The following is a 23,099-nucleotide window of genomic DNA, read 5'->3' on the forward strand; positions in this document are numbered from 1 at the left end:
CTGCGGGTCAGGTGACCCCGTAGAACTTCTCCGTCTCCTCGACGGCGGTCTGGAACCGCTCGTCGAAGTCATCGCGAATGAGCGTCCGGACGACATAGTCCTGGACGCTCATTCCTCTTTTCGCCGCGTGGTGCCGGAGCCGCTCTAGCAGCTCGTGGTCTATGCGGAGGCTGAGCACGCTGGTCGCCATGCGTACGAGGGTTGCGGCACTCTTTGGTGGGATGGGTGCCCATCCGCGCACAGATCACCCATTTGGGTGACAAGGTCTTGCGCCGGTCGGGGGGTCTCGTAGGGAATCCTGGAGCCCCGGTGGAAGCCCAGTGGCCAGAGTCACGCCGTGCGGGTGTCCCGTACGGCGCGCACGATTGGTCTTTAGCGAGAGTAATGAGTTACGCTAAAGAACATGGCGGACCTTAACCATGGCGACGACGCTGACGCGGTGAACTCACTGCGCTCAGCCGTGATGCGGTTGTCCCGTCGGCTCAAGCACCAGCGGGTCGACGAGTCGCTGAGCCCTACCGAGATGTCGGTGCTGGGCACGCTGTCCAACTGCGGCCAGGCCACTCCGGGCGAGCTCGCCCGCAAGGAGCATGTGCAGCCGCCCTCCATGACCCGCATCGTGGCCCTGCTGGAGGCCAAGGGGCTGGTCCGTCTGGAGCCGCACCCCGAAGACCGGCGACAGAAGGTCGTCACCAGGACCGAGCAGGCCGAGGCGATGCTCGAGGAGAGCCGCCGCAAGCGCAACGCGTTCCTGGCGGGCCTGGTCGAAGGTCTCGACGAGGACGAGTGGGCGAAAATCCGCGCCGCCGCCCCCGTGCTGGAGAAGCTCGCGCAGCTGTAAGAACGCACGTCTGAGGAGGCGAACCTTGAGTACGGGAAACGGAGCAGCTTCCGCCCCCGCACCGACCACCCCCGACACCCCCACCCGCACGACAAGAGACAGATCCACGAAGTCCCGTAAGCCCTCGCAGTCCTCACAGTCGCCGAAGTCATCGGGATCATCGGGATCACCGAAGTCATCGAAGTCATCGATGTTCAGCTCGCTGAGGACCCGCAACTACCGTCTCTTCTTCATCGGCCAGGTGGTCTCGAATATCGGCACCTGGATGCAGCGCATAGCGCAGGACTGGCTGGTGCTGAGCCTGACCGGCTCCGCCACGGCCGTCGGCGTCACCACTGCCCTGCAGTTCCTGCCGATGCTCCTCTTCGGTCTCTACGGCGGTGTCCTCGTCGACCGCCTGCCCAAGCGCCCCGCGCTGCTCGTCACACAGTCCGCGATGGCCCTGACCGGCCTCGCGCTGGCCGTCCTGACCCTCAGCGGACATGTCCAGGTGTGGCACGTCTACCTCGCCGCCTTCGCCGTCGGCCTCGCCACGGTCGTCGACAACCCGGCCCGTCAGTCGTTCGTCTCCGAGATGGTCGGCCCGGCGCAGCTCCAGAACGCGGTCAGTCTGAACTCGGCGAACTTCCAGTCCGCGCGCCTGGTCGGCCCGGCGGTCGCGGGCGTCCTGATCACCGGCGTGGGCACGGGCTGGGCGTTCCTCTTCAACGGCCTGTCGTTCGTGGCACCGATAACGGGCCTGCTGCTGATGCGCGCGCGTGAGCTGTACGCCGTGGAGCGCGCTCCGCGCGGCAAGGGCCAGCTACGGGAGGGTCTGACGTATGTCGCGGGCCGCCCCGAGCTGATCTGGACGATCGCGCTGGTCGGGTTCATCGGCACGTTCGGCTTCAACTTCCCGGTGTATCTGTCGGCCTTCGCCAATGACGTCTTCCACGCGGGCGCGGGGTCGTACAGCCTGTTCAACACCCTGATGGCGATCGGCTCCCTGGCCGGAGCCCTGCTGGCCGCCCGCCGGGGCACCTCACGGATGAGGGTGCTGGTCGCGGCGGGCCTGGCCTTCGGCCTGCTGGAGACGGTGGCGGCGATCACTCCGCAGCTGTGGCTGTTCGCGCTGGTGATGGTGCCGATAGGAATGTTCGGGATGACGGTGAACGTCACGGCGAACACCAGCATCCAGATGGCCACCGACCCCGCGATGCGCGGCCGGGTGATAGCCCTGTACATGATGGTCTTCCTGGGCGGCACCCCGGTCGGCGCGCCGATAGCGGGCTGGATCACGGACACCTACGGCGTCCGGGCGGGTCTGGCGGTGGGCGGCGCCATCTCGGCGGTCGCCGCGGTGGCGATCGGCCTGATACTGGCGAGGGTCGGCGGGCTGAGGGTGAGCTTCGTATGGCAGCAGGGCCACCCGAGGCTGCACTTCACCCCGAAGACGCCAGAAGAGGAACCAGCCACCGTGTGACGACCGGCTGACGGACGACCGGCAGGCGGACGACCGGCCCACGGATCACCGGCCCACCGGCCCCACGGCCCACAGGCCGACGGCCCACCGGCCGACGGCCCACCGGCCCCACGGCCCACCGGCCGACGGCCCACCGGCCGGTGGACGATCCGCCGACGGACGACCTGCCGGGAGACCGCCGCCGACTTGCCGGCAGACCGCCTCCGACGTGCCGCCCGACGTCCCGCCGACGTCCCGTCGATGCCCCTGGAAGACTGCCCGGCATGAGACTCTTCGCCGCGGTGCTGCCACCCGCGAACGTCACCGACGAACTGGCCGCGGAGGTGGCCGAGCTGAGGAAGCTGCCGGGTGCGGACGCCCTGCGCTGGACCTCCCGCCCCGGCTGGCACTTCACGCTGGCGTTCTACGGCGAGGTCGACGAGGCCGTCGTACCGGACCTGTCGGCCCGCCTGGAGCGTGCGGCGAGGCACACGGAGCCGTTCTCGCTGACATTGCGGGGCGGCGGCCAGTTCGGCCATGGCAGGGCCCTGTGGGCGGGCGCGGAAGGCGATCTGCCCGCCCTGCGCCTGCTGGCGGGCCGCTCGGAGTCGGCGGCCCGCCGGGCGGGCCTCCCGATGGACGACCACCGCCGCTACCGCCCCCACCTGACCCTGGCCCGCAGCAGGGAGGCGGCGGACGTACGGCCGTACGTCACCCTCCTGGAGGCTTTCGCGTCCCGCCCCTGGACGGTGGCGGAGCTGACCCTGGTCCGCAGCAACCTCCCGAAGTCGGGCATCCCAGGCGAACAACCCCGCTATGAACCGGTCGCCGACTGGCCCCTTGGCCGCGCCGGTTAGTCTCGACCCCGTGGACCCGAAAACCCGGAACCGGATCATGGCCGGTGCGCTTGTGCTGATGTTCGTCGTGGTGGCACTGGCGGCGGCGCTGGGCAGGTAGCCGCCCGAGCCGCCGCCAGGGCCACCATCGGCACTGGCGACTGCTATCGCGCCGGCGTGATCACCAGGCGAAGGCCTCCGGGGACGGCCCGGGCCCGGGGAAGATCTCGTCGAGGGAGGCGAGAAGCTCCTCGCCCAGCGTCAGCTCGACGGCCCGCAGCGCGGACTCCAACTGCTCGCCGGTGCGCGGGCCGACGATCGGACCGGTCACCCCGGGACGGGTGAGCAGCCAGGCCAGCGCCGTTTCGCCGGGTTCGAGGCCGTGCTTGTCCAGCAGATCCTCGTACGACTGGATCTGCGCGCGTACGGCGGCGTCGCCCAGCGCGTCGGCGGCCCGCCCGCTGGAGCGCCGGCCGCCCTCGGCCTCCTTCCTGATGACACCGCCCAGCAGCCCGCCGTGCAGCGGCGACCAGGGGATGACACCGAGGCCGTAGTCCCGCGCGGCCGGGATGACCTCCATCTCGGCGCGGCGCTCGGCAAGGTTGTAGAGGCACTGCTCGCTGACCAGCCCGATGGTGCCACCGCGCCGGGCGGCGACCTCGTTGGCCTGGGCGATCTTGTAGCCGGGGAAGTTGCTGGACCCGACGTAGAGGATCTTCCCCTGCTGGATCAGTACGTCGATGGCCTGCCAGATCTCGTCGAAGCGGGTGTCCCGGTCGATGTGGTGGAACTGGTACAGGTCGATGTGGTCGGTCTGCAGCCGCTTGAGGCTGGCGTCCACGGCGCGCCGGATGTTCAGCGCCGAGAGCTTGTCGTGGTTGGGCCAGGCCGGGTCGTTCGACGGCGCCATGTTGGCGTACACCTTGGTGGCGAGGACCACCTTGTCCCGCCGGTCACCGCCCTTGGCGAACCAGTTCCCGATGATGCTCTCGGTACGGCCCTTGTTCTCGCCCCACCCGTACGCATTGGCCGTGTCGAAGAAGTTGATCCCGGCGTCGAGCGCCCTGTCCATGATCGCGTGACTGTCCGCCTCACCGGTCTGCGGACCGAAGTTCATGGTCCCGAGAACAAGCCGGCTGACCTTGAGTCCCGTACGTCCGAGCTGCGTGTACTCCATGTCCACCAACCCAACGACGTGGAGCGCGCTCTATGCAAGCGGGTCGGGACGGCCGGATCGATCCTGCCGATCGGCTTTCAGCCGCGTGGGAAGTCGTCCGTCGGGAGGGTGAGGCCGAGGAGGGTCGTGGTCATGTCGACGTCTCCGCCGAAGGCGACAGTGAGATCGCTGACGTAGTCGCCCTCCTTGGGCTGGGTGAACAGGCGGCACTTGCCCAGGTACGGGTCGACGATCAGGTAGACGGGGACTTCCGCACGGGCGTAGGCGGCCTTCTTGGGGCCGTAGTCGTTCTGGGCGGTGCCCTCGGAGATGACCTCGGTGATGAATTCGACGTCCTGGTAGCGCCAGTGGCCGCCGGAGTCCTGCTTGGCGGAGTCGGTCAGTTTGGCGACGTCGGGGCAGAAGGCGTTGTCGCGGCCCGGGAGGCCCGGGAAGTCGATCGGGACATCGGAGAACACGATGGCGTCCCTGCCGAACCGGTCGTCGAGGGCCATGACGATACTGAGGATGATCCGCCAGTGCGTATCGCTCTGCGGGGTGCTGTGGAGAACGCCGTCGACGATCTCGGCCCGGAGTCCCTCGGGGAGGGGCATGCGCAGCAGGCGCTCGGACCCGCGCCACTCGTCGGACATTCCGTCTGCCTTCCGCGTGCGTACATCCGTGACACATCCGCCGTGACACATCCGCCGTGACACATCCGCCGTGACACATCCGCCGTGATACATCCGCGATGTACAACGATGCGCGCGGTCGGCAGGGCACGGCAGGGCACGGCCGGGTGCGGTGGTGGTGGGAGCGCGGCTCAGGCGTCGTCGTACTCCTCGCCCACGCCCCAGCCGTCGTACAGCGTGTTCGCGAAAGCCGCCGCGATCTTGTGTTCGCCGTTGGTGTTGGGGTGGGTGCCGTCGTAGGTGTCGAGGTCTATGTCGTACGCCGGTGGGGACGGAGCCAGGAGGAGGGGGGAGCGGGGGGTGTCCAGGTCCACGGCTGTCTTCGCCAGGAGGTCGTTGAAGAGGCTGACTTGGTCGGCGAACGCGGGGTCCGTCAGGGCCCGGATGTTGGGGATGACCGGGAGGATGACCATCCGGATGCTGGGCTTCGTGGTGCGGGCGGCCTCGATGAAGGCTCTGACGTTCTCCGTCGTCTGCTCCGCGTTGGTGTAGAAGCCCAGGTCGATCAGGCCCAGGGAAACCAGCAGGATGTCCGCCCGAGTGGTGCGTATCGCCTCGGCGATCAGCGGGGCCATGTGCAGCCAGCCCTCGCCCCAGCCGGCCAGGTGGGCGTGCGGGAAGCCGGGGTCGGCGTAGGCGTAGGAGACGGGGGCGTCGGCCTGCTTGTCGTACAGCGTCTCGCGCGGGCCCACCAGCGTGACCGGGCCGCCGTACGTCGTGCTGAGGTGCTGCCACATGCGGTAGCGCCAGGTGTGTTCACCCGCGCTGCCGATGGTCATCGAGTCGCCGACGGGCATGAAACTGAGCACAGCTCATGATGGACGATCACCGCGCCCCATGGGGTGCGGGGTGCGTGTGAGGACCACCACGCATGCGTACCGCACAGCCGGGGATGGCAGGCTTGGGGCATGCGCCGATCCTTCGCGTTCCTCTCCGCCGGCTTCCTCGTGGGAGCGCTCGCCCTGCCCGCCTCCGCCGCGACCGGGGACGAGGGGTTCACCATCAAGGATCCGCGGATCAAGGAGTCCAGCGGTCTCGCCGCCTCGCACCTCCACCCCGGCATCTACTGGACCCACAACGACAGTGACGACGGCCCCTACATCTACGCCGTGGACAGCTCCACAGGGAAGACCGTCGCGACGGTCACACTCAGCGGCATCGGTTCGCCCCGTGATGTCGAGGGCATCTCCATCGGTCCCGGCAATCAGATCTACGTCGGTGACATCGGCGACAACCTCGACGGCTCCTGGCCCTACGTCTGGATCTACAAGCTGCCCGAGCCGAAGAAGCTCGTGAACCAGACCGTTCGGGCGACGCAGTACATCGTGAAGTACTCCAACGGGGCGCGGAACGCCGAGTCGTTGGCCGTCCATCCCAAGACCGGTCGGGTCTACATCATCGACAAGAAGGAGGACGGCGGCCACTTGTACGAGGGGCCCGCGGAGCTTTCATCCTCCGGTACGAACGTCTTCAAGCCCGTCGCCACCGTCGACCTCTGGGCCACCGATGCCGCCTTCTCGCCGGACGGGCAACAGCTCGCCGTACGCGGGTACTTCGGCGGCATCCTGTACGACTGGAACGGCGGCGCCATCAAAAAGAAGGGCCGGCTCGATGTGCCGCTCCAGGGGCAGGGGGAGTCCGTCAGCTACTCGGCCGACGGGACCAAGCTGATGTACGGCAGCGAGGGTTCCGACAGCCCGGTGCAGGCCGAAGATGCGCCCGGTGCCTCCAAGTCGTCCTCCAGCAGCGGTGCTTCGGCCTCGTCGAAGGGCGCCGGCAGCGATGCGGGGATCGGCGGGAGCGTGAAGGTGGGGGCGCTCGTCCTGGCCGCCGCTGCCGCTGTTGTCTTCGGCTCCCGGCGGCTGTTCCGTCGGCGTTGAACCGTCACAGCTCTTGACGTGGTCATGTTGTGTCAGTTTCCTGGTGGGAACGCGGATGTGGGAGCGCTCCCACTGAGGTTCCGGTCCGCGCCTCCCGAGAGGAAGCAGCGACATGTTCCGCAGCTTGCGAAGAGCGCTGTGCGCGGTGGCGGCCGCGCTCCTGTTACCGCTGGGGGTAGCGGGTGCGCAGACGGCCCACGCGGCCGGTACGACGGCCGCCCAGGCGGCCGGTACGACGGTTGACGCCGGCGCCGGTTACTGGCACACCAGTGGCCGCCGGATCCTGGACGAGGCCGGACAGCCGGTCCGGATCGCCGGTATCAACTGGTTCGGGTTCGAGACCACCAACCACGTCGTCCACGGCCTCTGGATCCGCGACTACAAGAGCATGATCGACCAGATGCGCTCGCTGGGCTACAACACCCTCCGGCTCCCCTTCAGCGACGACATCCTCAAGTCCGGCACCCTGCCGGACAGCATCAACTTCTCCGACGGCAAGAACGCCGACCTGCAGGGACTGACCTCGCTCCAGGTCCTCGACAAGATCGTGGCCTACGCGGGCCAGAGCGGCCTGAGAGTCATCCTCGACCGGCACCGCCCGGACGCGTCGGGCCAGTCGGCGCTCTGGTACACCTCGGCGGTTCCCGAGTCGACGTGGATCGCCAACCTCAAGGCGCTGGCGGCGCGTTACTCCGGCAACTCCACCGTCGTAGGCATCGATCTGCACAACGAGCCGCACGATCCCGCCTGCTGGGGCTGCGGTGACACGACGAAGGACTGGCGGCTGGCCGCCGAGCGGGGCGGTGACGCGGTCCTCTCCGTCAACCCGCAGCTGCTGATCTTCGTCGAGGGCGTGCAGAGCTTCAACGGCGTCTCGGGCTGGTGGGGCGGCAACCTGATGGGCGTAGCCCAATACCCGGTCCGCCTGGACGTTGCGAACCGTCTGGTCTACTCCGCCCACGACTACGCCACGAGCGTGGCCCAGCAGAGCTGGTTCAGCGACCCGACGTTCCCGGCGAACATGCCCGGCGTCTGGGACAAGTACTGGGGCTACATCTTCAAGCAGAACATCGCGCCGGTCTGGCTGGGCGAGTTCGGTACGACCCTTCAGTCGACGGTCGACCAGAAGTGGCTGGCCGCGCTGGTGGGTTACCTGGGCTCGACCTCGGCGAACGGCGCCGACTCCTTCCACTGGACGTTCTGGTCCTGGAACCCCAACTCCGGTGACACCGGCGGGATCCTGAAGGACGACTGGACCACGGTGGACACGGTGAAGGACGGCTACCTGGCGAGCATCAAGGCGCCGCTGTTCCCGGGCACCGGGTCGGGCGGCGGCTCGGGCGGCGGCTCGGGCGGCGACCCCGGCAACGGAACGGCTGCCTGCACAGCCGCGTACACCGTCATCAGTGACTGGGGCGGTGGCTTCAACGCCGACGTGAAGGTCACCAACACCGGGACGACGGCGATCGGTTCCTGGAAGGTGACGTGGACCTGGTCCGGCTCCCAGCAGGTCACCACCATGTGGAACGCGTCGTACACCCAGAGTGGATCCACGGTCACCGCGGTGAACGCCGCCCACAACGGCGCGGTCCCGGTAGGCGGCTCGACGAGCTTCGGCTTCGGCGGTGCGCCTGGGGGTGGGGGTGTGCCGAGCGTGAGCTGTACGGCGGCGTGAGCGCTGCGCCGGCATGCGGCGCGGGTCACTCGGTGGTGCGCACCGGGTGGCCCGCGGTGCGGTGCGGAGCCGTGGTCCTCACACCGGGAGTGCGGTGCGGGCGGTGCATTCCGGGCACAGGACCTCCTCACCGGTCGGCCGGAAGAGCGTGGCCTGGTCGTGGTGGCCTTCGCATTCCCGGGTGCCGGTGAGGCGGGCGGAGAGGCGGCCGCCGGGAGGAGGAGCGGACGGGGGCGTGGAGGCGGGTTCCGGGTCGGGCTCGGGCGCGGGCGGTACGTCGCGGAGGAGGTGGCGTAGCAGGCCGCCGGGGTGGTGGACGGGGGTGCCGTTGTCGGGGAGGCCGCGGAGGATGTGGGTGCGGATGCTGGTGGGCGGGTGGCCCGCTGCGAGCCAGTCGGCGGTGAGGCGGGTCAGTTCGGCGTGCATGGGGCGGGGGATGTGCCGCAGGTCGGGGGAGAGGTGGGGGAAGGCGGAGACGAGGGCTGCGGCTTGGTCGAGGAGGGGGCGGGGGTGAGTCGTTTCCGGTTCCGGTTTCGGTTCCGGCTCCGGGTGGGCGGGGTGCGGTGGATCGTCCGTGCGCTGCGGGGGGTTGGGGGGTTGGTGGGACGTGTTTCCACTCAGGTCTTGCATTGGATGACCGTCGGAGAGCGGAGGGGTCGGGTCACCGGCCGTCGGATTGTGACCACTCGGTGCGAGCTGCGGCGATACGCGCACGGGGGCGGGCTCGTCGGCCATGTCTACGGGGCCTACGGGCATCCGCGCGAGCAGCTTCGCGGCTTCCCCGGGGCTCAACGGGACGCTGGACACGAGCTGCTGGGTGACCCAGTGGCCGCCGGGTCCCTGGAGCCGCCGCTCGTGGACGAAGCCCTCGTTCTTGAGTTGACGCTTGGCCCGGGTGAAGGCGCTGCCGCCGATGCGAGCGCGCTGGGCGCTGCGGGAGAGGGGCTCGCGTGCTCCTTGCGGGAGGGAGAGCTGCCAGGTGAGGAGTCGGACCGCGTCGGAGGAGAGACGGGGGTGCCGGATGATGTCGTGGGAGAACTGGGTGTACGCGCGCGGGGGCGCGATATGGTGCCGGTAAATCACGGTGGAAATGGACCTTCCATTGGTGGTTCAGGCCCTCGCGAACGGTTGCTGCCGTTGCGGGGGCCGACTTGTCGGTGGTGCGGTGTCGGAGTGACCGCACCGCACAGAAAGTGTGCACACGGACGCGTTGAGTGAAGAGTCTGTTTTCGGGGTTGTTCACTCGAACGAAGCAACTTGCCCGGTTGTCAGTCTGTTTGACTTGCCGGAGTCCGCACGAGGAGACCTCATGGCCAAGCCGTTCCCGGCCACAGAACCGTACGCGCATGGCCTCCTCGATGTCGGTGACGGAAACCGGATCTACTGGGAGACCAGCGGGAACCCCGAAGGGAAGGCGGCCCTGTGCGTGCACGGCGGCCCCGGCAGCGGCGGGCGCCGTGGCAGTCGCACGATGTTCGATCCCGAGGTCTTCCGGGTCGTCTTGTTCGACCAGCGTGGCTGCGGTGAAAGCCAGCCTCATGCCTCCGACCCGTCCGTCAGCCTCGATCACAACACCACCGACCACCTCATCGCCGGTATGGAGCGGCTACGCCAGCACTCGGGCATCGAGCGCTGGCTCCTCTACGGAGGCTCCTGGGGCTCGACACTGATCCTCGCCTACGCCGAGCGCTGTCCCGAGCGGGTCTCAGAGGTCGTCATCGTCGGCGTCACCATGACCCGGCCGGAGGAGACCGACTGGCTCTACCGCGGCGTCGGACGCCTGCTGCCAGGTCCCTGGGAGACATTCCGCGACGCACTGCCGGAGGCCGACCGGAGCGGCAATCTCGTGGCCGCCTATAACCAGCTGCTGAACAGCCCTGATGAGGCGGTCAGGGTGAAGGCGGCGCGGGACTGGTGTGCTTGGGAGGATGCTGTCATCGCCCACGAAGTACTCGGTCATCCGGGCGCCTACAGCGACAAGACCGACGACGCGCTGATGGCATTCGTTCGGATCTGCGCGCACTACTTCGCGAACGATGCCTGGCTTGAAGATGGACAACTGCTTCGTGACGTACACCGGCTGGCCGGTGTCCCAGCGGTGCTGATCCATGGCCGACTCGACATCGGCAGCCCATTGAAGACCGCGTGGGAGTTGTCCAAGGCGTGGCCGGTCGCGGAGCTGAAAGTGATCGACGACTCCGGACACACAGGCAGTCCGGCCATGCAGGACGCGACCTTGGAGGCGATCGCGCGGTTCGGCAAGAGCGGACGATGACCCCTGCACCAGGATCTCAGGCGCCTTTCCCGGCCAGCGTCTTGATGCCGTGAAGGGTGGCTTCCATCCCGGCGCGCAGCTCCTTCAGCCGGAAGGCGATGATCTCCTCCTCCAGGTCCGGCCAGCGCTCGAGGCCCAGTGTGACTCCGCTGCGGGCCGGCCCGAGGAGCGCCGACTGCCGCAGCCGGGTGCCATCGCCCTCCGCCTCGAGTTCGAAGCGCCAGGACGCCATGCATTCAGCCGGATCCAGCGTCGGTTCTCCATACCGGCCATCTGCATCCGTGACGACCCAGGCGAACACCTGCTGCTCGGCCAGTTCGACCACATGGGAGACGGTCCGCCACTCGCCGATCTGCTGGTGATGGTTGTAGCCCTCGAAGCACGCGCCCACCCGGGGCCGGTCTGCGCCATCGAGCCATGCGACACGCTGCAGCTCGGGGCTGAACCGGGCGGGCAGACGAATGTCGGTCACCAGGTCCCAGACCCGCGGCACAGCTGCCTCAACATGAACATCACAGCGCACGCTCGGACCATCGGCAAATCGCATATCTCCCCCTCAAAGTCCGTTTCCTTGGTCATCTGCGACCTTGATCCACGTTGCCAACGGGCCCTGGCGGCCGGTTGTCCACCATCCAAGCGCTTGTCAGCCTTCCACGCTGACCAACTCGAATTGGCGAGTTGGTTCGTCGGCTGGGAGGCAGGGGTGGCAGGAGCCGCGCGGCACTCAAGCCAGGCGTCAGCACTCAGGGGCCGGGTGGAGAACACGTCGACCTGCACAAGCGAGCGTGTGCGGGGCATCGTCACTGGAACCCCTCCCTGCGGTCATCCGGGCAGCGGACGGTCTTCGACGACGTGCTTCATGACGAGGGTGGAGGTCGCCCTGGCAGTAGATCGGCAGCTTCGGAAACCTGGGTGACAAAGCCGCGGGCCTTTGGCACGATCGCTCAGTTGTCCTGCCCTGCCCGGTTCTGGAGGAACACCACGGCCATCAATTACGAGCTGGCTCCGGCCTGGTTGCCGTGGTCTGCCGCCGATCCCGACCTCATTGCCTTCGTCTGGGACGAAGAGGAAGCGTCTCGGATCGCCACCGTGATCGCCTCGATGGTGCCTTCTGCCGGTGCCGGGTGGGAAGAGAACCAGCGCTTCACCACCGAGGTCACAGCGCTTCTGGCAGCCCGATACGGCCGGTGGACCTGCGGATGGCATTGGGCGGTCGGCGAGGGCGGTGGGGGTGGCGTCGTCACCAGTTGGTGCTGCACCTCCCATTCGGTGGGCGAGCCCACCGCGACTGCGGCCAAAGTGGTTGCGTCGTTGTTGGAGTGGCGCCACTGGCTGGAGGAGCTGGCCGAGCGTTTCGAGCAGTTGGCACCGCCAGCAGGAGCGGATGCGGAGGACCGCAGCTGGCATCTGGAACGTGCAGCTACCCGACTGGTGACCGTGGTCGTGGACCGCACGGGTGCCGAGTGCGGCTGGTACGGGCTCTGCCGCACGGTGCTGACGTGGTTCCTCTCTTCCACGGGCATGGGGCCGGAAGACGCGAAGGCCGCGGTCGAGGCCGCGATAGGTGGGCGGTTCAAGAGTTGGACGGTGCCGACACAGACCCTGGTCGACGCCGTGGGAGAGGATCTTGCCGTAGGTCTCACTGGAGAACGGCCTTACCGTGACCGCTGATGCCCTGGCCACCTGGTGCCGTATCAGGAACCAGATCAACTGGACTTCCGCCGTCGGTGAGACGCCGGCCCCGGTCGAGGCGACCGTGGATGGTCTCGCCACCTGGTGTGTGGCGGGCGGCAGTTCCTCAAGTCCCGATCGAGGGCGCCGATTGCTCGCGGCGCTGGCTCGGTCGCGCGCAGACGCTTCCCTCAAGCGCCCTCTCACATGCGTGCTTCTGGCCGAATGGCAGCGGCTCGTCCTTGGCATGCCTGAGGTTCACTTCCGACAAGGTGATGCCTTCGCCAAGGCCGGCCGGGAACGCTACGGACTTACGCCGCACACCCAGCGGAACTTTCAGGACTGCCTGCACGAGGCCGCCGATCTGCGAGTCCCCCTGGCCTCCCGCGCGGCCAGGGCCTACCTGGACGTGGCCTTCTTTCACCCCTTCCCGGATGGAAACGCCCGCCTCGCGATGCTCACCCTCGCGTACGTCCTGGAGTTGGAGGGAGTTCGGCTGGATCAGACCGGCCCCTTGCAGACCACGCGTTACGCGGACGATCCCGTTGGCGCAGCAGACCTGGCTGCCCTGGTCTGCGTTCTCATCCGCTCGGCCCATCGGCGGACCACCAGTGCCCGTCACTGAGAGCGCAACCTCCCGTCAGGTCCCCTTGATCAGCTCCACCGGGATGTCGGCACAGACACAAGTACCGGGGTCGTAGTGGCGCACGAGGTCGGGGAACGTGGGATCCCGATCGGTCGGCGGCCTTGGTGAGCTTCGGCTTCGGCGGGGCACCCGGCGGCGGGGGTGTGCCGAGCGTGAGCTGTACGGCGACGTGAGCGGTTCCCCTTCATCCGGCGCGGGTCACTCGGTGATTCGCGCCGGGTGGCCCGCGAGCGTAAACCGGGCCCACACGCACTTCGCGTACCTCTCCTGCCGATGGCCCCAGGAGTCGGCCAGCGCCTCCACGAGCGCCAGTCCGCGTCCGCTCTCCTCGTCGGGGATGGAGTGGTGGAGCCGGGGGAGCCGGTCCCTGTCCGGGTCTGCAACCTCCAAGACCAACTCCGGCCCCTCGAGCACGAGTCTGATCTCGACCTGGGCGTAGGAGACCCGGCAGTGGGTCACGGCGTTGGTGACGAGTTCGTTCGCCGAGAGAGTCACGCTGTCGGCGAGTTGGTCGGTGATTCCCCAGTCCGCGAGGGCTTTGCGGACGTGCTGGCGGGCGGTCGGCACGTGCTTTCTGTGCTTGGGGATGCGGATGATTTCGGATGCGGACATGGGTGTCCCCTTTTCGTGATGGTCCGTCACGATCGGTGCGTTGATGTGGGTACATTCGACACCCTCAAATCTCGCATCAATGAATGTATGCACTCGTTTCACTCGATCGTGTTGTCCCTTCCTAGGGCTGCCCGAACGCGTGGCAGTGTTGCCGCAAGAGAGGGGAGGTCCCATGCCCGCAGGTGGACGGCCGACGGTGCGAAGCAGACGTTTGGGTTCCGCGCTCAGGCAGTACCGACAGGCCGCCAAGCTCGATCAGCCGCAGGCAGCCGAAGTGATCGCAACAAGCCAGGCCAGGATCAGCCGCGTTGAGAGCGGGCACACCACGCCGCGCGTAATCGACGTGCGACTGCTGCTGGACGCTTACGGCGTCACGGACCTCGAAGTGCGGTCCAAGCTGGAGGAATTGGCCAAGCACTCCAAGAAGCGGGGCTGGTGGCTGGAGCACGCGGCACATCTACGGCCGGACTACCTCGACCACATCGCGTTGGAGGATGACGCGACGTACATCCGTGAGTGGCAGCCGGTGCTCGTCCCTGGGCTCCTGCAATCCTCGGCCTATGCGGGCGCGGTCATCGAGGCGGGTCCCGACTATGTGGCTCCGGATGCGATCGACCAGTTGGTGAAAGTACGTCAGGGGCGGCAGGCCAAGATCGAGGAGGGCGGGGCGTCGTACACCGCCATCCTGTGGGAGGCAGTCGTCGTGCACCCGTTGGTTGGTGTCGAGATCCATCGGCAGCAACTGGCCGCGATCCTTGAGCTCGGAAGGAGGAAGAACCTCACGGTGCAGGTTCTGCCGTTCAGCGCCGGAGCGTTGGCCGCTTCGACCTCCGCCTTCTCCTCCTTCAGCTTTGATTCCGAGCCGGTGGTCGAAGCCGTGACCCTGGAGAACCTGCGAGGTACATCGGTCCTTGAGGCTCCGGAAGACCTCACTGCTTACGCCAATATGTATGACCAACTACGATCGGCAGCGTTGGCGCCGGATGCCAGTGCGAGGCTGATCCGGGACAGACTACGGAACATCGAGGAAGCCTGATGGTGACTGAGGTTGTCGGACCGTTCCTGAAGTCTTCGTACTCTGGGCAGCAGGGCAACTGCGTAGAGGTCGCTCCCACAACCGCCGACGGCCGAGCCATCCGCGACAGCAAGCTGCAGAACAGCCCCTTGATCGCCGTCTCCCGCGAGGGATGGCACGCGTTCCTGCGGCATTTCGGGTAGGCGGTGCCACGGGGGAACCTGTCGAGGACACTGTGACCTGCGGCTTGTTCGCGAACAAGTCGAACTACAGCGGCAGGAAGATCACTGGGGTGGGTGGGAACAGTTCCTGCACCCCGCACGCGCCGTATTCCTGCAGCAGCGAGGCGGGCTCGGATTCGCGGGCGAAGATCAAGTTGCGCGAGCGGGCGGCAGCGGTTCGTGTGCGGCGACCTGGCCGGTATCCGGGCCGTTTACTACACGCACGGCGGGACATCGTGCTGGATGCCTCCAGTTCCTGCTGGGTGCGGCTTCTGCAGGACGGCCGACGCCGCGAGGCAAATCGCCAGGTCGTGTCGTTCGCCCGGCTTCGCAACACCGCACCGGGCCCGTACTGGAGGGCTCTGAAAGAGGCCGCTGTCCTCGGCCGCCGCGCTGAACCCGTAAACCTGATGGTCAGAGCTCCGCAAGCGGGGACATGATGGGCCTGCGACTGATCCACCCTTTGAAATGCGACTCAGCCGCTCAGCGTTGTCTTTTCGGCGAGAGGTACTGGGACCCCGAGAGGCGGAACCGCAATGGCCATGGACGACGTGATAGCGGCAAGTGAGCGGCTCGCCCGACGGATCATGGACGGTCGCCTGAATGACGAGGCGTTCGCGGTGTGGGTGAATGAGCGCTGCTCGGTTTGGGGAGTGGACCGTGGTGACCTGCTCGCCCAGGCCGAAGGGGTGGTGTTGATCGCGCTCATCGCCGCCGCCCCTGACGCTGCTGCGCGTGCGAGTGAGCCCGAGTGGCGTGCAACGGCCCTGGCGAAGCTGCGACGCCAGGATGATGTGGAGCTTTTCGCCGCGCTGCCCCGCCCCCTGCCCGCCAAGTTGGAGACCCGGGTTGAGCAACTGCGCCTGATCTCCACGGGCCTGACCTCCGGCTCGGCCATGCGCTGGCTGCGCCTGGTCGACACCGCCGGCGAATTCCTGGGCGACGGGCCACCGCCGCGAGACTAGGCATCGTGCTGACGGCTGCCGCGTGCCTCGAAGGGCGCCCGGTGTCGACACCGGGCGCCCTTCGTCGTCGTACAGGGAGCGGTCGGAGGGGACGGTATATTCCGAAAGCGCTGTCAGGTCACGCTGGTACGCTCCCGTCGCACAAGACATGCACAGGTCATTGAAAGCTGACGGCGTCACAGCTGTCGGGGCGAGGGACCGGGGGGTTCCGTGGAAGGCTGGAAGGTCTTACGGCATCGTCTGACTGGCCGAGGGGGCATGGCCGCGGTCTTGGCTGTCGCCCTGGCCGCAGGCGCGCTGGCCGCCGTACCGGCGGGGACGGCGCGGGCCGTCGGCGGGGACGAGATCGTCCTGCCCGCCGCGGACCGCACCGCCACGCGCAACCCGGTGTTCGCGGGATTCGGGGAAACCGGTGTGCTGTCGAGTCCGGAGGGCACCACCGGCCTGCGCTGGACGGACTACGCCACCGGGCGGACCAGGGAGCTGACCGAGTTCGCCGGCACCCAGCAGCCCAATGGGCTCGCCCAGTCGGACACCACGTACACCCTGTCGACCGACGCCGAGGGACGCCGCGTCGTCCGCTTCCGCGCCCTCGGTACGGGCGCGGACACGTCCTCCGTGACCGTCCCGGCCGGCCTTACCTACGCCGGCACCGCGGGCGAGGGGGTCGTCGTCGCCTATCGCGGCAGCGCGAGCAGCGTGCGCGAAGTGCACCTGCTGAAGCCCGCCGCCGACGGCGCCACCGGCGACACGCTGCTGACCGGCTGGCCCGCCGACGCGAAGCTCCTCGCGGTCAGCGAGCGTGACGACCGCTCACTGCTGATGCGTTACCGCGTGCCCACCGAGAATCCCACGGTCTTCCGCGACCAATTGGTCCTGGTCGATGTCCGCGACAGCTCCTGGACCGAGGTGTTCGCCTCCTACGACGCCCGGGCGGCCCGGATACCCGTCCTCACCGAGGACTACGTCGGCTGGTGGTACCCGGGACTCGGCGCGCGGCTGCTGCGCCGGGACGCGCTCGACGGGCCGGTGACCGTGGTGCCGGGCACGGGCACGGAGGGCAAAACCGATTTCACGGTCGTCGGTGACCATGCCGTGCTGGCCACTTACGGCGGCGAGACCCGCGCCGTGCTCACCAGGCCCCTGACCGACGCCGGTGAATGGCGCACGCTGATCCCGCAGATGGACGGCTGGATCTGGCAGTCGGCGGACGGCTCCGCCGTTGTGACCGGCGGGCCCGACAAGGCGGACTGGGGCGTGCACAGGCTCAGCGAGGGGCCGGACGGCCAGATCGTCACCGACGAGCTGATGGACCTGCCGCCCGTCCCCGCACCCGTCGACGGACTGGCGCTGGCCAACGGCACCCTGGCCTGGACCGACCAGACCTCAACCCCGGCCTACGACGTCATGTTCAACACCCGCACGGTGTCTGCCGACCCAGTTCCCCAGGTGGGACCGGTCCGGCAGGCCGGCGGGTGGATCAAGCCGTGCAGCATCGGCTACCAGTGCGTGCGGCTGTTCGGCGCCGGTGACGGCTCCGTCGTCCATGCCGAAGCGGACAACGCCCAGCGGGTTTATCGCCGTACGCCCACCGGTGAGGTCCAGACTCTGACCGTCCCCGGCTTCTACGGCGAGGTGGAGGCCGCGGAAGGGCGGTACGCGCTGCTGTCCGGCGGCGTCAACCACCAGCAGTTCGTCGTCGACTGGACGCAGTCCAAGGTCGTGGTGACGCGTGCGGCGAAGGCCGCGGCCCTGTGGGACGGACAGCTGTGGACCACGACGTCCACCGCGGGGCGCCTGTCGACGAGCCGCCTCGGGTCCACCGCCGCGGCGGTCGAGGTCAACGTCGGCTCGGCGTGTGTGCCCAGCGAACTGCAGGTCAACGGGCGCTTCGTGTACTGGGCGTGCACCGCCGAGGGCAAGGCCGGGGTGTTCGACCGCTCCCGAGGCCGGTCGGTGGCGGTACCGAAGGGCGACGCGCTGCTGGCGGACGGTTTCCTGGTCCGCCACGACGACGCCCGCGGCAAGCTGGTGCGCACAGACGTGCGCTCCGGATCGGCGGTCACCGCTGATATCGCCGACCTGCCCGCTGCGTCCAAGCTCGCGGAGGGCACGTCCTCGGACCGCCGGCTCCGCTGGACCCTCGACCCGTACGGCAACCGGGTGGCGTTCGTGGATGCCCAGGAGCGCATCCACATCCTCAGCGGCGGCTCCCTCGCGGCACCTGTGCGGCGGGACCACGTGGGGCGTGACGGCCTCGCCGACCTTCTCACCCTCAATTCCTCCGGCGCGCTGACGTTCCAGCAGGGCACGGGCAAGGGCACGTTCTCCGGGACGGTGAGCGGCAGCGGTTGGGCGACGAGCGTGAAGCCGGTGCCCGTCGGTGACCTGAGCGGGGACCGCTGCAACGACGTTCTGGTCCGGTTCGCCGGCGGGACGGTGCGCTTGTACCGGCCCGCCTGCGGAGCGGCGGTGAAGCCGTCCACGCCGTACACAACGATCTCGACGGACAGCAGCTGGAATCAGTACGACGTCCTGACCTCGCCCGGCGACATCACCAAGGACGGCCGCCCGGACCTGATCGCCCGCAGCTCCTCCACCGGCGCCGTCTATCTCTACAAGGGCACCAGCGCCGGCAAGCTGTCCTCACGTGTGAAGCTCTTCGACAACTGGAAGGGCTACAAGAAGGTGGTCGGTGCCGGTGATCTGAACGGTGACGGCATCGGCGACCTGCTCCTGCAGGACAAGGCCGACAACCTGTACCGCCTCAACGGCACGGGCCAGGGCACCTTCACGACTCGGGTGAAGATCGCAGCCGACTGGGGCGCGTCGTACAACGCGGTCGTCGGTGCCGGGGACATCACGGGTGACGGCAACGCAGACCTCGTCGCAAGGGACACCGCCGGCAACCTCTTCCGGCAGAACGGCACCGGCAAGGGCACCTTCGGCGGCCGTACGAAGATCGCGAGCGGCTGGCAGGGGTACAAGGTGATCTCCTGATACTCCCGGCCGCGCGAAGGGCGCCCGGCGGTCACCGGGCGCCCTTCGTCGTCGTACAGGGAGCGGCTACAGCTTCTCGATGACGTAGTCGACGCACTTCGTCAGTGCCTCGACGTCCGCCGGGTCGACCGCCGGGAACATGGCGATACGGAGCTGGTTGCGGCCGAGCTTGCGGTACGGCTCGGTGTCCACGATGCCGTTGGCGCGCAGCACCTTGGCGACGGCGGCGGCGTCGATCTCGTCCGAGAAGTCGATCGTGCCGACGACCTGCGAGCGCTTCGTCGGGTCGGCGACGAACGGCGTCGCGTACTTGGCCTCCTCCGCCCAGCTGTACAGCCGGGTCGAGGAGTCCTTGGTACGGGCCGTGGACCAGGCGAGGCCGCCCTGGCCGTTGATCCACTCCAGCTGCTCGTTGAGGAGGAAGAGAGTCGCGAGCGCCGGGGTGTTGTACGTCTGGTTCTTACGGGAGTTGTCGATCGCCGTCGGCAGGCTGAAGAACTCCGGGACATGCCGGCCGGACGCGTGGATCCGCTCGGCGCGCTCGATCGCGGCCGGGGAGAACACGCCGATCCACAGACCGCCGTCGGAGGCGAAGGACTTCTGCGGGGCGAAGTAGTAGACGTCCGTCTCGGCCACGTCGACCGGCAGACCGCCCGCACCGCTCGTCGCGTCCACCAGGACCAGCGCGCCCTCGTCGGCCCCGGGCACCCGCTTGATGGGCATGGCGACACCGGTGGACGTCTCGTTGTGGGTGAACGCGTACACGTCCACGCCCGCCTCGGCCACCGGCTCCGGGTGCGTGCCCGGGTCGGAGGAGACGAGGGTCGGCTCGGCCAGCCACGGGGCCAGCTTGGACGCCTTGGCGAACTTGGAGGAGAACTCGCCGAACGTGAGGTGCAGCGACTTGTTCTCGATCAGGCCGTGGGTCGCGATGTCCCAGAAGGCGGTGGAGCCACCGTTGCCGAGGATGACCTCGTAGCCCTCGGGCAGCGAGAACAGCTCGGAGATGCCTTCGCGAACCTTGCCGACGAGGTTCTTGACCGGAGCCTGGCGATGAGAGGTGCCGAGCAGGGAGTTGCCGGTCGCGGCCAAGGCGTCCAGCGCCTCCGTCCGCACCTTGGAGGGGCCCGCGCCGAAACGTCCGTCCGCGGGCTTGATGTCAGAGGGGATCAGGATCTCAGCCACGAGGGGAGGCTATCGGGTGCGAGAAACCGGGGCGAAACGTTGTCCATGCCGTGAGACGGCGTCTCGGTCGCCGGACCGAGTGGCTGGGCCGGACGGCCACGGGCGGCCCCGGGCGGCGCCTTCACAAAGGGTTTCCTCAGCGGTCTTCAGCTGCCTCTCAGCTTTATAAGACCATTCTCAGGTTGCGCGGGTGAACTCAGTGAGCGCCAAGGTATTCACAGCGCATCAATGCCGCCGAAGGGCCGACTTTGCCGTTCCTTGGGGTTTCGGGCGTGTAGGTTTCTGGGTGTCGGGAGCCGGACGCGGAATTCCCGAAGTTCCCCAGAAAAATGCAATCAGCGCAATCCCGAGGAGTCGGAATGAGCTTCAAGAAGCTGGCCCCGCTGCCCCCGAAGCCCAAGTCGAAGCAGCTCCCCCCGCCGCCGAAGCCGAAGAAGAAGCACGAGCCCAAGCCGCTTCCCAAGCCGCTGCCCGGCCAGGACGACTGATCCAGCAACTGATCCAGCGGTGAGAAAGGGGGTCGATGGTGCACCGTCGGCCCCCTTCGCTCGTGGATTCATTTGAATTTGGTGGGCATATCTGGCTGAACTTTTTGTAATGCGTCATCGTGCAGATGAAAATAGGGAAGAGGGGTTTCAGTGATGAGGCATGCCCCGGAATACCGTGACCCCGACGACACCGTCGATGCGGCCGTCGATGAGGATGCGGACGGCCCCGACGGCTGTGACGACGACTTCGAGGACACCCCCACCATCCCCGCCCGCGCCGCCTTCCGGCGTTTCTGGCCGCTGACCAGAGGACTGCGCGGCCGGCTGATGCTGGTCTGGCTGTGCACGGTGCTCGCCGCGCTCGCCGAGACCAAGGCGGTCCTGCTCTTCAGCGATCTCACCGACCACGCCCTGCAGAAGGGCTCGCTCAGCGCCTTCTGGGACCCGGCGGTCAAGTGGCTCGGCGTCGCGATCGTCGGCGCCGTCGTCGCGTACGCGGGCAACTCGCTTGCCGCGTGGATCACCGAGCGCTTCGTGATGCGGCTGCGCGAGCACGTCTTCGACCATGTGCAGCAACTGCCGCCGCACTTCTTCCAGAGGCACCGCCAGGGCGATCTGCTGTCCCGGCTGACCAGCGACGTCGAGGCCATCGAGACACTGGTGGTGTCCGGCCTGGTCGGCGCGGCGTCGGCCGCCTTCAGCGCCGTCTTCTACGCGGCCGCCGCCTTCTGGCTGCGCTGGGACCTGGCCGCCGCGACCTTCGTGCTCGCCCCGCTGTTCTGGCTGGCCGCCCGGCGGTTCTCCGGCGCCATCAAGGACGTCTCCCGCGAGGGCCGGGTGGCCGACGGCGCGATCACCTCCGTCGTCGAGGAGTCGCTCGGCAACATCGTCCTCACCCAGGCCTACGACCGCCGTGACGCGGAGAAGCGGCGGCTGCACGAGGAGGCGACCGCCTGGTTCCGTGCCTCGGTCCGCTCCACCCGGCTCAACGAGGCGTACGAGCAACTCGTCGCCGTCATCGAGACGGTGTGCGTGCTCGCGGTGATCGGCATCGGGGCCTGGGAGATCTCCACCGGCCGTATGACCCTCGGCCAGCTCCTCGCCTTCTCCGCGTTCCTCGGCTACCTCTACCCACCCGTCCGGGGCCTGGCCCAGCTCGGCCTCACCGTCACCGCGGCCACCGCGGGCGCCGAGCGGCTCATCGAGATCCTCGACGTACGGCCCTCGGTCACCGACCCCCGGCACGCCTCCGACACCGGCCGCCCGGACGGCACGGTCGAGCTGCGGGACGTCACCTTCCGCTACCCGGGCACCGAGAAGGCGGCGCTGGAGGATCTCTCCTTCACCGTCAGCCCCGGCGAACTGGTGATCATCACCGGCCCCAGCGGCGCGGGCAAGTCCACCGTCTCCAAGCTCCTCCTCCGTTTCTACGACCCCGACGCCGGCCAACTCCTCCTGGACGGCGTACCGCTGCAGGACCTGCCGCTCTCCCGGCTGCGCGAGTACGTCACGCTGCTGCCGCAGGAGACGCTCGTCCTGCACGACACCGTGCGCGCCAACATCGCCTGCGGGCGGCCGGGTGCCAGTGAACAGGCCATCGTGGAGGCGGCCAGGGCGGCCGACGCCCACGACTTCATCTCCCGGCTGCCCGACGGCTACGACACCCGGGTCGACCCCAACTCGGCCCGCCTGTCCGGGGGTCAGCTCCAGCGGCTCGCCATCGCCCGCGCGATCCTGCGGGACGCGCCCGTGCTGGTCCTGGACGAGCCGACGACCGGGCTCGACTCGATGGCCGCACGCCGGGTGGTCAAGCCGCTGCGTCGCCTGATGACCGGCCGTACGACCGTCATGATCACCCACGACCTCAACCTCGCTCCCGACGCCGACCGCATCCTGGTCGTCGACCGCGGCCGGATCGTCGAGACCGGCCGCCACGAGGAACTGCTGGCGCGTGCCGGTGCCTACGCACGGCTGCACCGGTCGCAGAACAACGCGATCATGGACACCGGCGAGCTGCGGCTACCGTTGTGGGTGCACCCCGGCGAGCAGCCCGAGTCGGCGCCCGAGTCGGCGCCCGGGACGGCGCCCGAGCCGGTGCCTGCGGCGGCGCCGGCGACGGCGGCGCAGACCGGACAGCACGGCCAGCCCGGACAGACCTGGACCCCGTACATGTACGAGGCCCCGTACGAGCCGACCTACGAGGACCAGACCCGCCTCTACCAGCAGCCTTCGTACGACCCGCTGTACGACCCGGCTTACGAACCGGCGTACGCGGCCCCCGACCCGTACACCACCACCCCCATGGGGACCCCCGCCCCCTCCCCCCTCCCCTCCGCCCCCCTCCCCTCCGCCCCCCTCCCCTCCGACGCCCGCCCCCTCTTCCGCGACGAGGTGCCGCTGCCGCACTGGAACGGAAATTGAGCGTAATCGGCATAAAGGGTTCACACACCTGACGGGGTCCATTACCCTGGACCGGGTAGTTCATCAAGCTGAACACACG

Annotated in this window: 22 protein-coding genes; 14 read left to right on the plus strand and 8 right to left on the minus strand. The window is 68.4% G+C overall.

From position 1 onward, the window contains the following. Window positions 1-7 precede the first annotated feature (7 nt). Window positions 8-190, minus strand: a complete 183-nt coding sequence (locus ACSYGN_RS22365) for a ribbon-helix-helix protein, CopG family (RefSeq protein WP_460398310.1) — start codon at window positions 188-190, stop codon at window positions 8-10. Between the two features lie 213 nt (window positions 191-403). Between ACSYGN_RS22365 and ACSYGN_RS22370 the strand changes: the two genes are divergently transcribed. The 3 genes from ACSYGN_RS22370 to thpR all read left to right on the plus strand — a co-directional run bounded on the left by ACSYGN_RS22370 (window position 404) and on the right by thpR (window position 3,139). Next, a complete protein-coding gene (locus tag ACSYGN_RS22370) occupies window positions 404-841 on the plus strand; it encodes a MarR family winged helix-turn-helix transcriptional regulator (RefSeq protein WP_460398312.1) in 438 nt (145 codons plus the stop codon). Between the two features lie 190 nt (window positions 842-1,031). After that, a complete protein-coding gene (locus ACSYGN_RS22375) occupies window positions 1,032-2,303 on the plus strand; it encodes an MFS transporter (protein ID WP_460398314.1) in 1,272 nt (423 codons plus the stop codon). 263 nt (window positions 2,304-2,566) lie between these two features. Further along, a complete protein-coding gene (gene thpR, locus ACSYGN_RS22380) occupies window positions 2,567-3,139 on the plus strand; it encodes an RNA 2',3'-cyclic phosphodiesterase (protein ID WP_460398316.1) in 573 nt (190 codons plus the stop codon). Between the two features lie 160 nt (window positions 3,140-3,299). On the opposite strand, the gene ACSYGN_RS22385 is transcribed toward thpR, so the two are convergent. The 3 genes from ACSYGN_RS22385 to ACSYGN_RS22395 all read right to left on the minus strand — a co-directional run bounded on the left by ACSYGN_RS22385 (window position 3,300) and on the right by ACSYGN_RS22395 (window position 5,775). After that, entirely contained in the window at window positions 3,300-4,295 is a 996-nt protein-coding gene (locus ACSYGN_RS22385) for an aldo/keto reductase (protein WP_460398319.1), read from the minus strand. 77 nt (window positions 4,296-4,372) lie between these two features. Next, entirely contained in the window at window positions 4,373-4,927 is a 555-nt protein-coding gene (locus ACSYGN_RS22390) for a Uma2 family endonuclease (protein ID WP_460398321.1), read from the minus strand. 170 nt (window positions 4,928-5,097) lie between these two features. Continuing rightward, window positions 5,098-5,775 (minus strand): GDSL-type esterase/lipase family protein, encoded by a 678-nt coding sequence (locus ACSYGN_RS22395; RefSeq protein WP_460398323.1) that lies wholly within the window; start codon window positions 5,773-5,775, stop codon window positions 5,098-5,100. A 99-nt stretch (window positions 5,776-5,874) separates the two neighbouring features. Here ACSYGN_RS22395 and ACSYGN_RS22400 point away from each other — a divergent pair, with 99 nt between their 5' ends. Together ACSYGN_RS22400 and ACSYGN_RS22405 are read left to right on the plus strand one after the other, a co-directional pair. After that, window positions 5,875-6,846: a WD40 repeat domain-containing protein gene (locus tag ACSYGN_RS22400; protein ID WP_460398325.1), complete on the plus strand. Its 972-nt coding sequence runs from the start codon at window positions 5,875-5,877 to the stop codon at window positions 6,844-6,846. Window positions 6,847-6,958: 112 nt separating this feature from the next. After that, a complete protein-coding gene (locus tag ACSYGN_RS22405) occupies window positions 6,959-8,521 on the plus strand; it encodes a cellulase family glycosylhydrolase (protein ID WP_460398327.1) in 1,563 nt (520 codons plus the stop codon). 78 nt (window positions 8,522-8,599) lie between these two features. Here ACSYGN_RS22405 and ACSYGN_RS22410 read toward each other — a convergent pair whose 3' ends face one another. Beyond that, window positions 8,600-9,604, minus strand: a complete 1,005-nt coding sequence (locus ACSYGN_RS22410) for a hypothetical protein (RefSeq protein WP_460398329.1) — start codon at window positions 9,602-9,604, stop codon at window positions 8,600-8,602. Window positions 9,605-9,830: 226 nt separating this feature from the next. On the opposite strand from ACSYGN_RS22410, the gene pip reads away from it, so the two are divergent. After that, window positions 9,831-10,796: a prolyl aminopeptidase gene (gene pip, locus ACSYGN_RS22415; RefSeq protein ID WP_460398331.1), complete on the plus strand. Its 966-nt coding sequence runs from the start codon at window positions 9,831-9,833 to the stop codon at window positions 10,794-10,796. Window positions 10,797-10,812: 16 nt separating this feature from the next. On the opposite strand, the gene ACSYGN_RS22420 is transcribed toward pip, so the two are convergent. Next, on the minus strand, window positions 10,813-11,343 hold the full coding sequence (locus ACSYGN_RS22420; protein ID WP_460398333.1) for an SRPBCC family protein: 531 nt from the start codon (window positions 11,341-11,343) through the stop codon (window positions 10,813-10,815). 365 nt (window positions 11,344-11,708) lie between these two features. Between ACSYGN_RS22420 and ACSYGN_RS22425 the strand changes: the two genes are divergently transcribed. Together ACSYGN_RS22425 and ACSYGN_RS22430 are read left to right on the plus strand one after the other, a co-directional pair. Next, complete coding sequence (locus tag ACSYGN_RS22425) at window positions 11,709-12,467, plus strand: hypothetical protein (protein WP_460398335.1); 759 nt, start codon at window positions 11,709-11,711, stop codon at window positions 12,465-12,467. Further along, a complete protein-coding gene (locus tag ACSYGN_RS22430) occupies window positions 12,457-13,092 on the plus strand; it encodes a Fic family protein (RefSeq protein WP_460398337.1) in 636 nt (211 codons plus the stop codon). Before ACSYGN_RS22425 ends, ACSYGN_RS22430 begins: the two co-directional genes overlap by 11 nt. A 219-nt stretch (window positions 13,093-13,311) precedes the next feature. Here ACSYGN_RS22430 and ACSYGN_RS22435 read toward each other — a convergent pair whose 3' ends face one another. Beyond that, the gene (locus tag ACSYGN_RS22435; protein WP_460398339.1) at window positions 13,312-13,725 is read right to left on the minus strand and encodes an ATP-binding protein; all 414 of its coding nucleotides are present in this window, start codon (window positions 13,723-13,725) and stop codon (window positions 13,312-13,314) included. A 172-nt stretch (window positions 13,726-13,897) separates the two neighbouring features. Here ACSYGN_RS22435 and ACSYGN_RS22440 point away from each other — a divergent pair, with 172 nt between their 5' ends. From ACSYGN_RS22440 to ACSYGN_RS22455, 4 genes are all read left to right on the plus strand, one after another. Next, window positions 13,898-14,761 carry a helix-turn-helix domain-containing protein gene (locus ACSYGN_RS22440; protein ID WP_460398341.1) on the plus strand — a complete coding sequence of 288 codons (864 nt, stop codon included), beginning with the start codon at window positions 13,898-13,900 and terminating at the stop codon, window positions 14,759-14,761. Window positions 14,762-14,763: 2 nt separating this feature from the next. Beyond that, complete coding sequence (locus tag ACSYGN_RS22445; RefSeq protein ID WP_460403654.1) at window positions 14,764-14,943, plus strand: DUF397 domain-containing protein; 180 nt, start codon at window positions 14,764-14,766, stop codon at window positions 14,941-14,943. A 554-nt stretch (window positions 14,944-15,497) separates the two neighbouring features. Beyond that, window positions 15,498-15,926: a hypothetical protein gene (locus tag ACSYGN_RS22450; RefSeq protein ID WP_460398343.1), complete on the plus strand. Its 429-nt coding sequence runs from the start codon at window positions 15,498-15,500 to the stop codon at window positions 15,924-15,926. A gap of 258 nt (window positions 15,927-16,184) precedes the next feature. Further along, window positions 16,185-18,926, plus strand: coding sequence for an FG-GAP repeat domain-containing protein (locus tag ACSYGN_RS22455; protein ID WP_460398345.1), 2,742 nt, complete (start codon window positions 16,185-16,187; stop codon window positions 18,924-18,926). Window positions 18,927-18,992: 66 nt separating this feature from the next. Here the strand turns inward: ACSYGN_RS22455 and serC are convergent, their stop codons facing one another. Then, on the minus strand, window positions 18,993-20,111 hold the full coding sequence (serC, locus tag ACSYGN_RS22460) for a phosphoserine transaminase (RefSeq protein WP_460398347.1): 1,119 nt from the start codon (window positions 20,109-20,111) through the stop codon (window positions 18,993-18,995). Between the two features lie 359 nt (window positions 20,112-20,470). Between serC and ACSYGN_RS22465 the strand changes: the two genes are divergently transcribed. Together ACSYGN_RS22465 and ACSYGN_RS22470 are read left to right on the plus strand one after the other, a co-directional pair. After that, window positions 20,471-20,599: a hypothetical protein gene (locus ACSYGN_RS22465; RefSeq protein ID WP_460398350.1), complete on the plus strand. Its 129-nt coding sequence runs from the start codon at window positions 20,471-20,473 to the stop codon at window positions 20,597-20,599. Between the two features lie 153 nt (window positions 20,600-20,752). After that, window positions 20,753-23,020 (plus strand): ABC transporter ATP-binding protein, encoded by a 2,268-nt coding sequence (locus tag ACSYGN_RS22470; RefSeq protein ID WP_460398352.1) that lies wholly within the window; start codon window positions 20,753-20,755, stop codon window positions 23,018-23,020. Window positions 23,021-23,099: the final 79 nt, after the last annotated feature.

Source organism: Streptomyces sp. YIM S03343 (assembly GCF_054729195.1).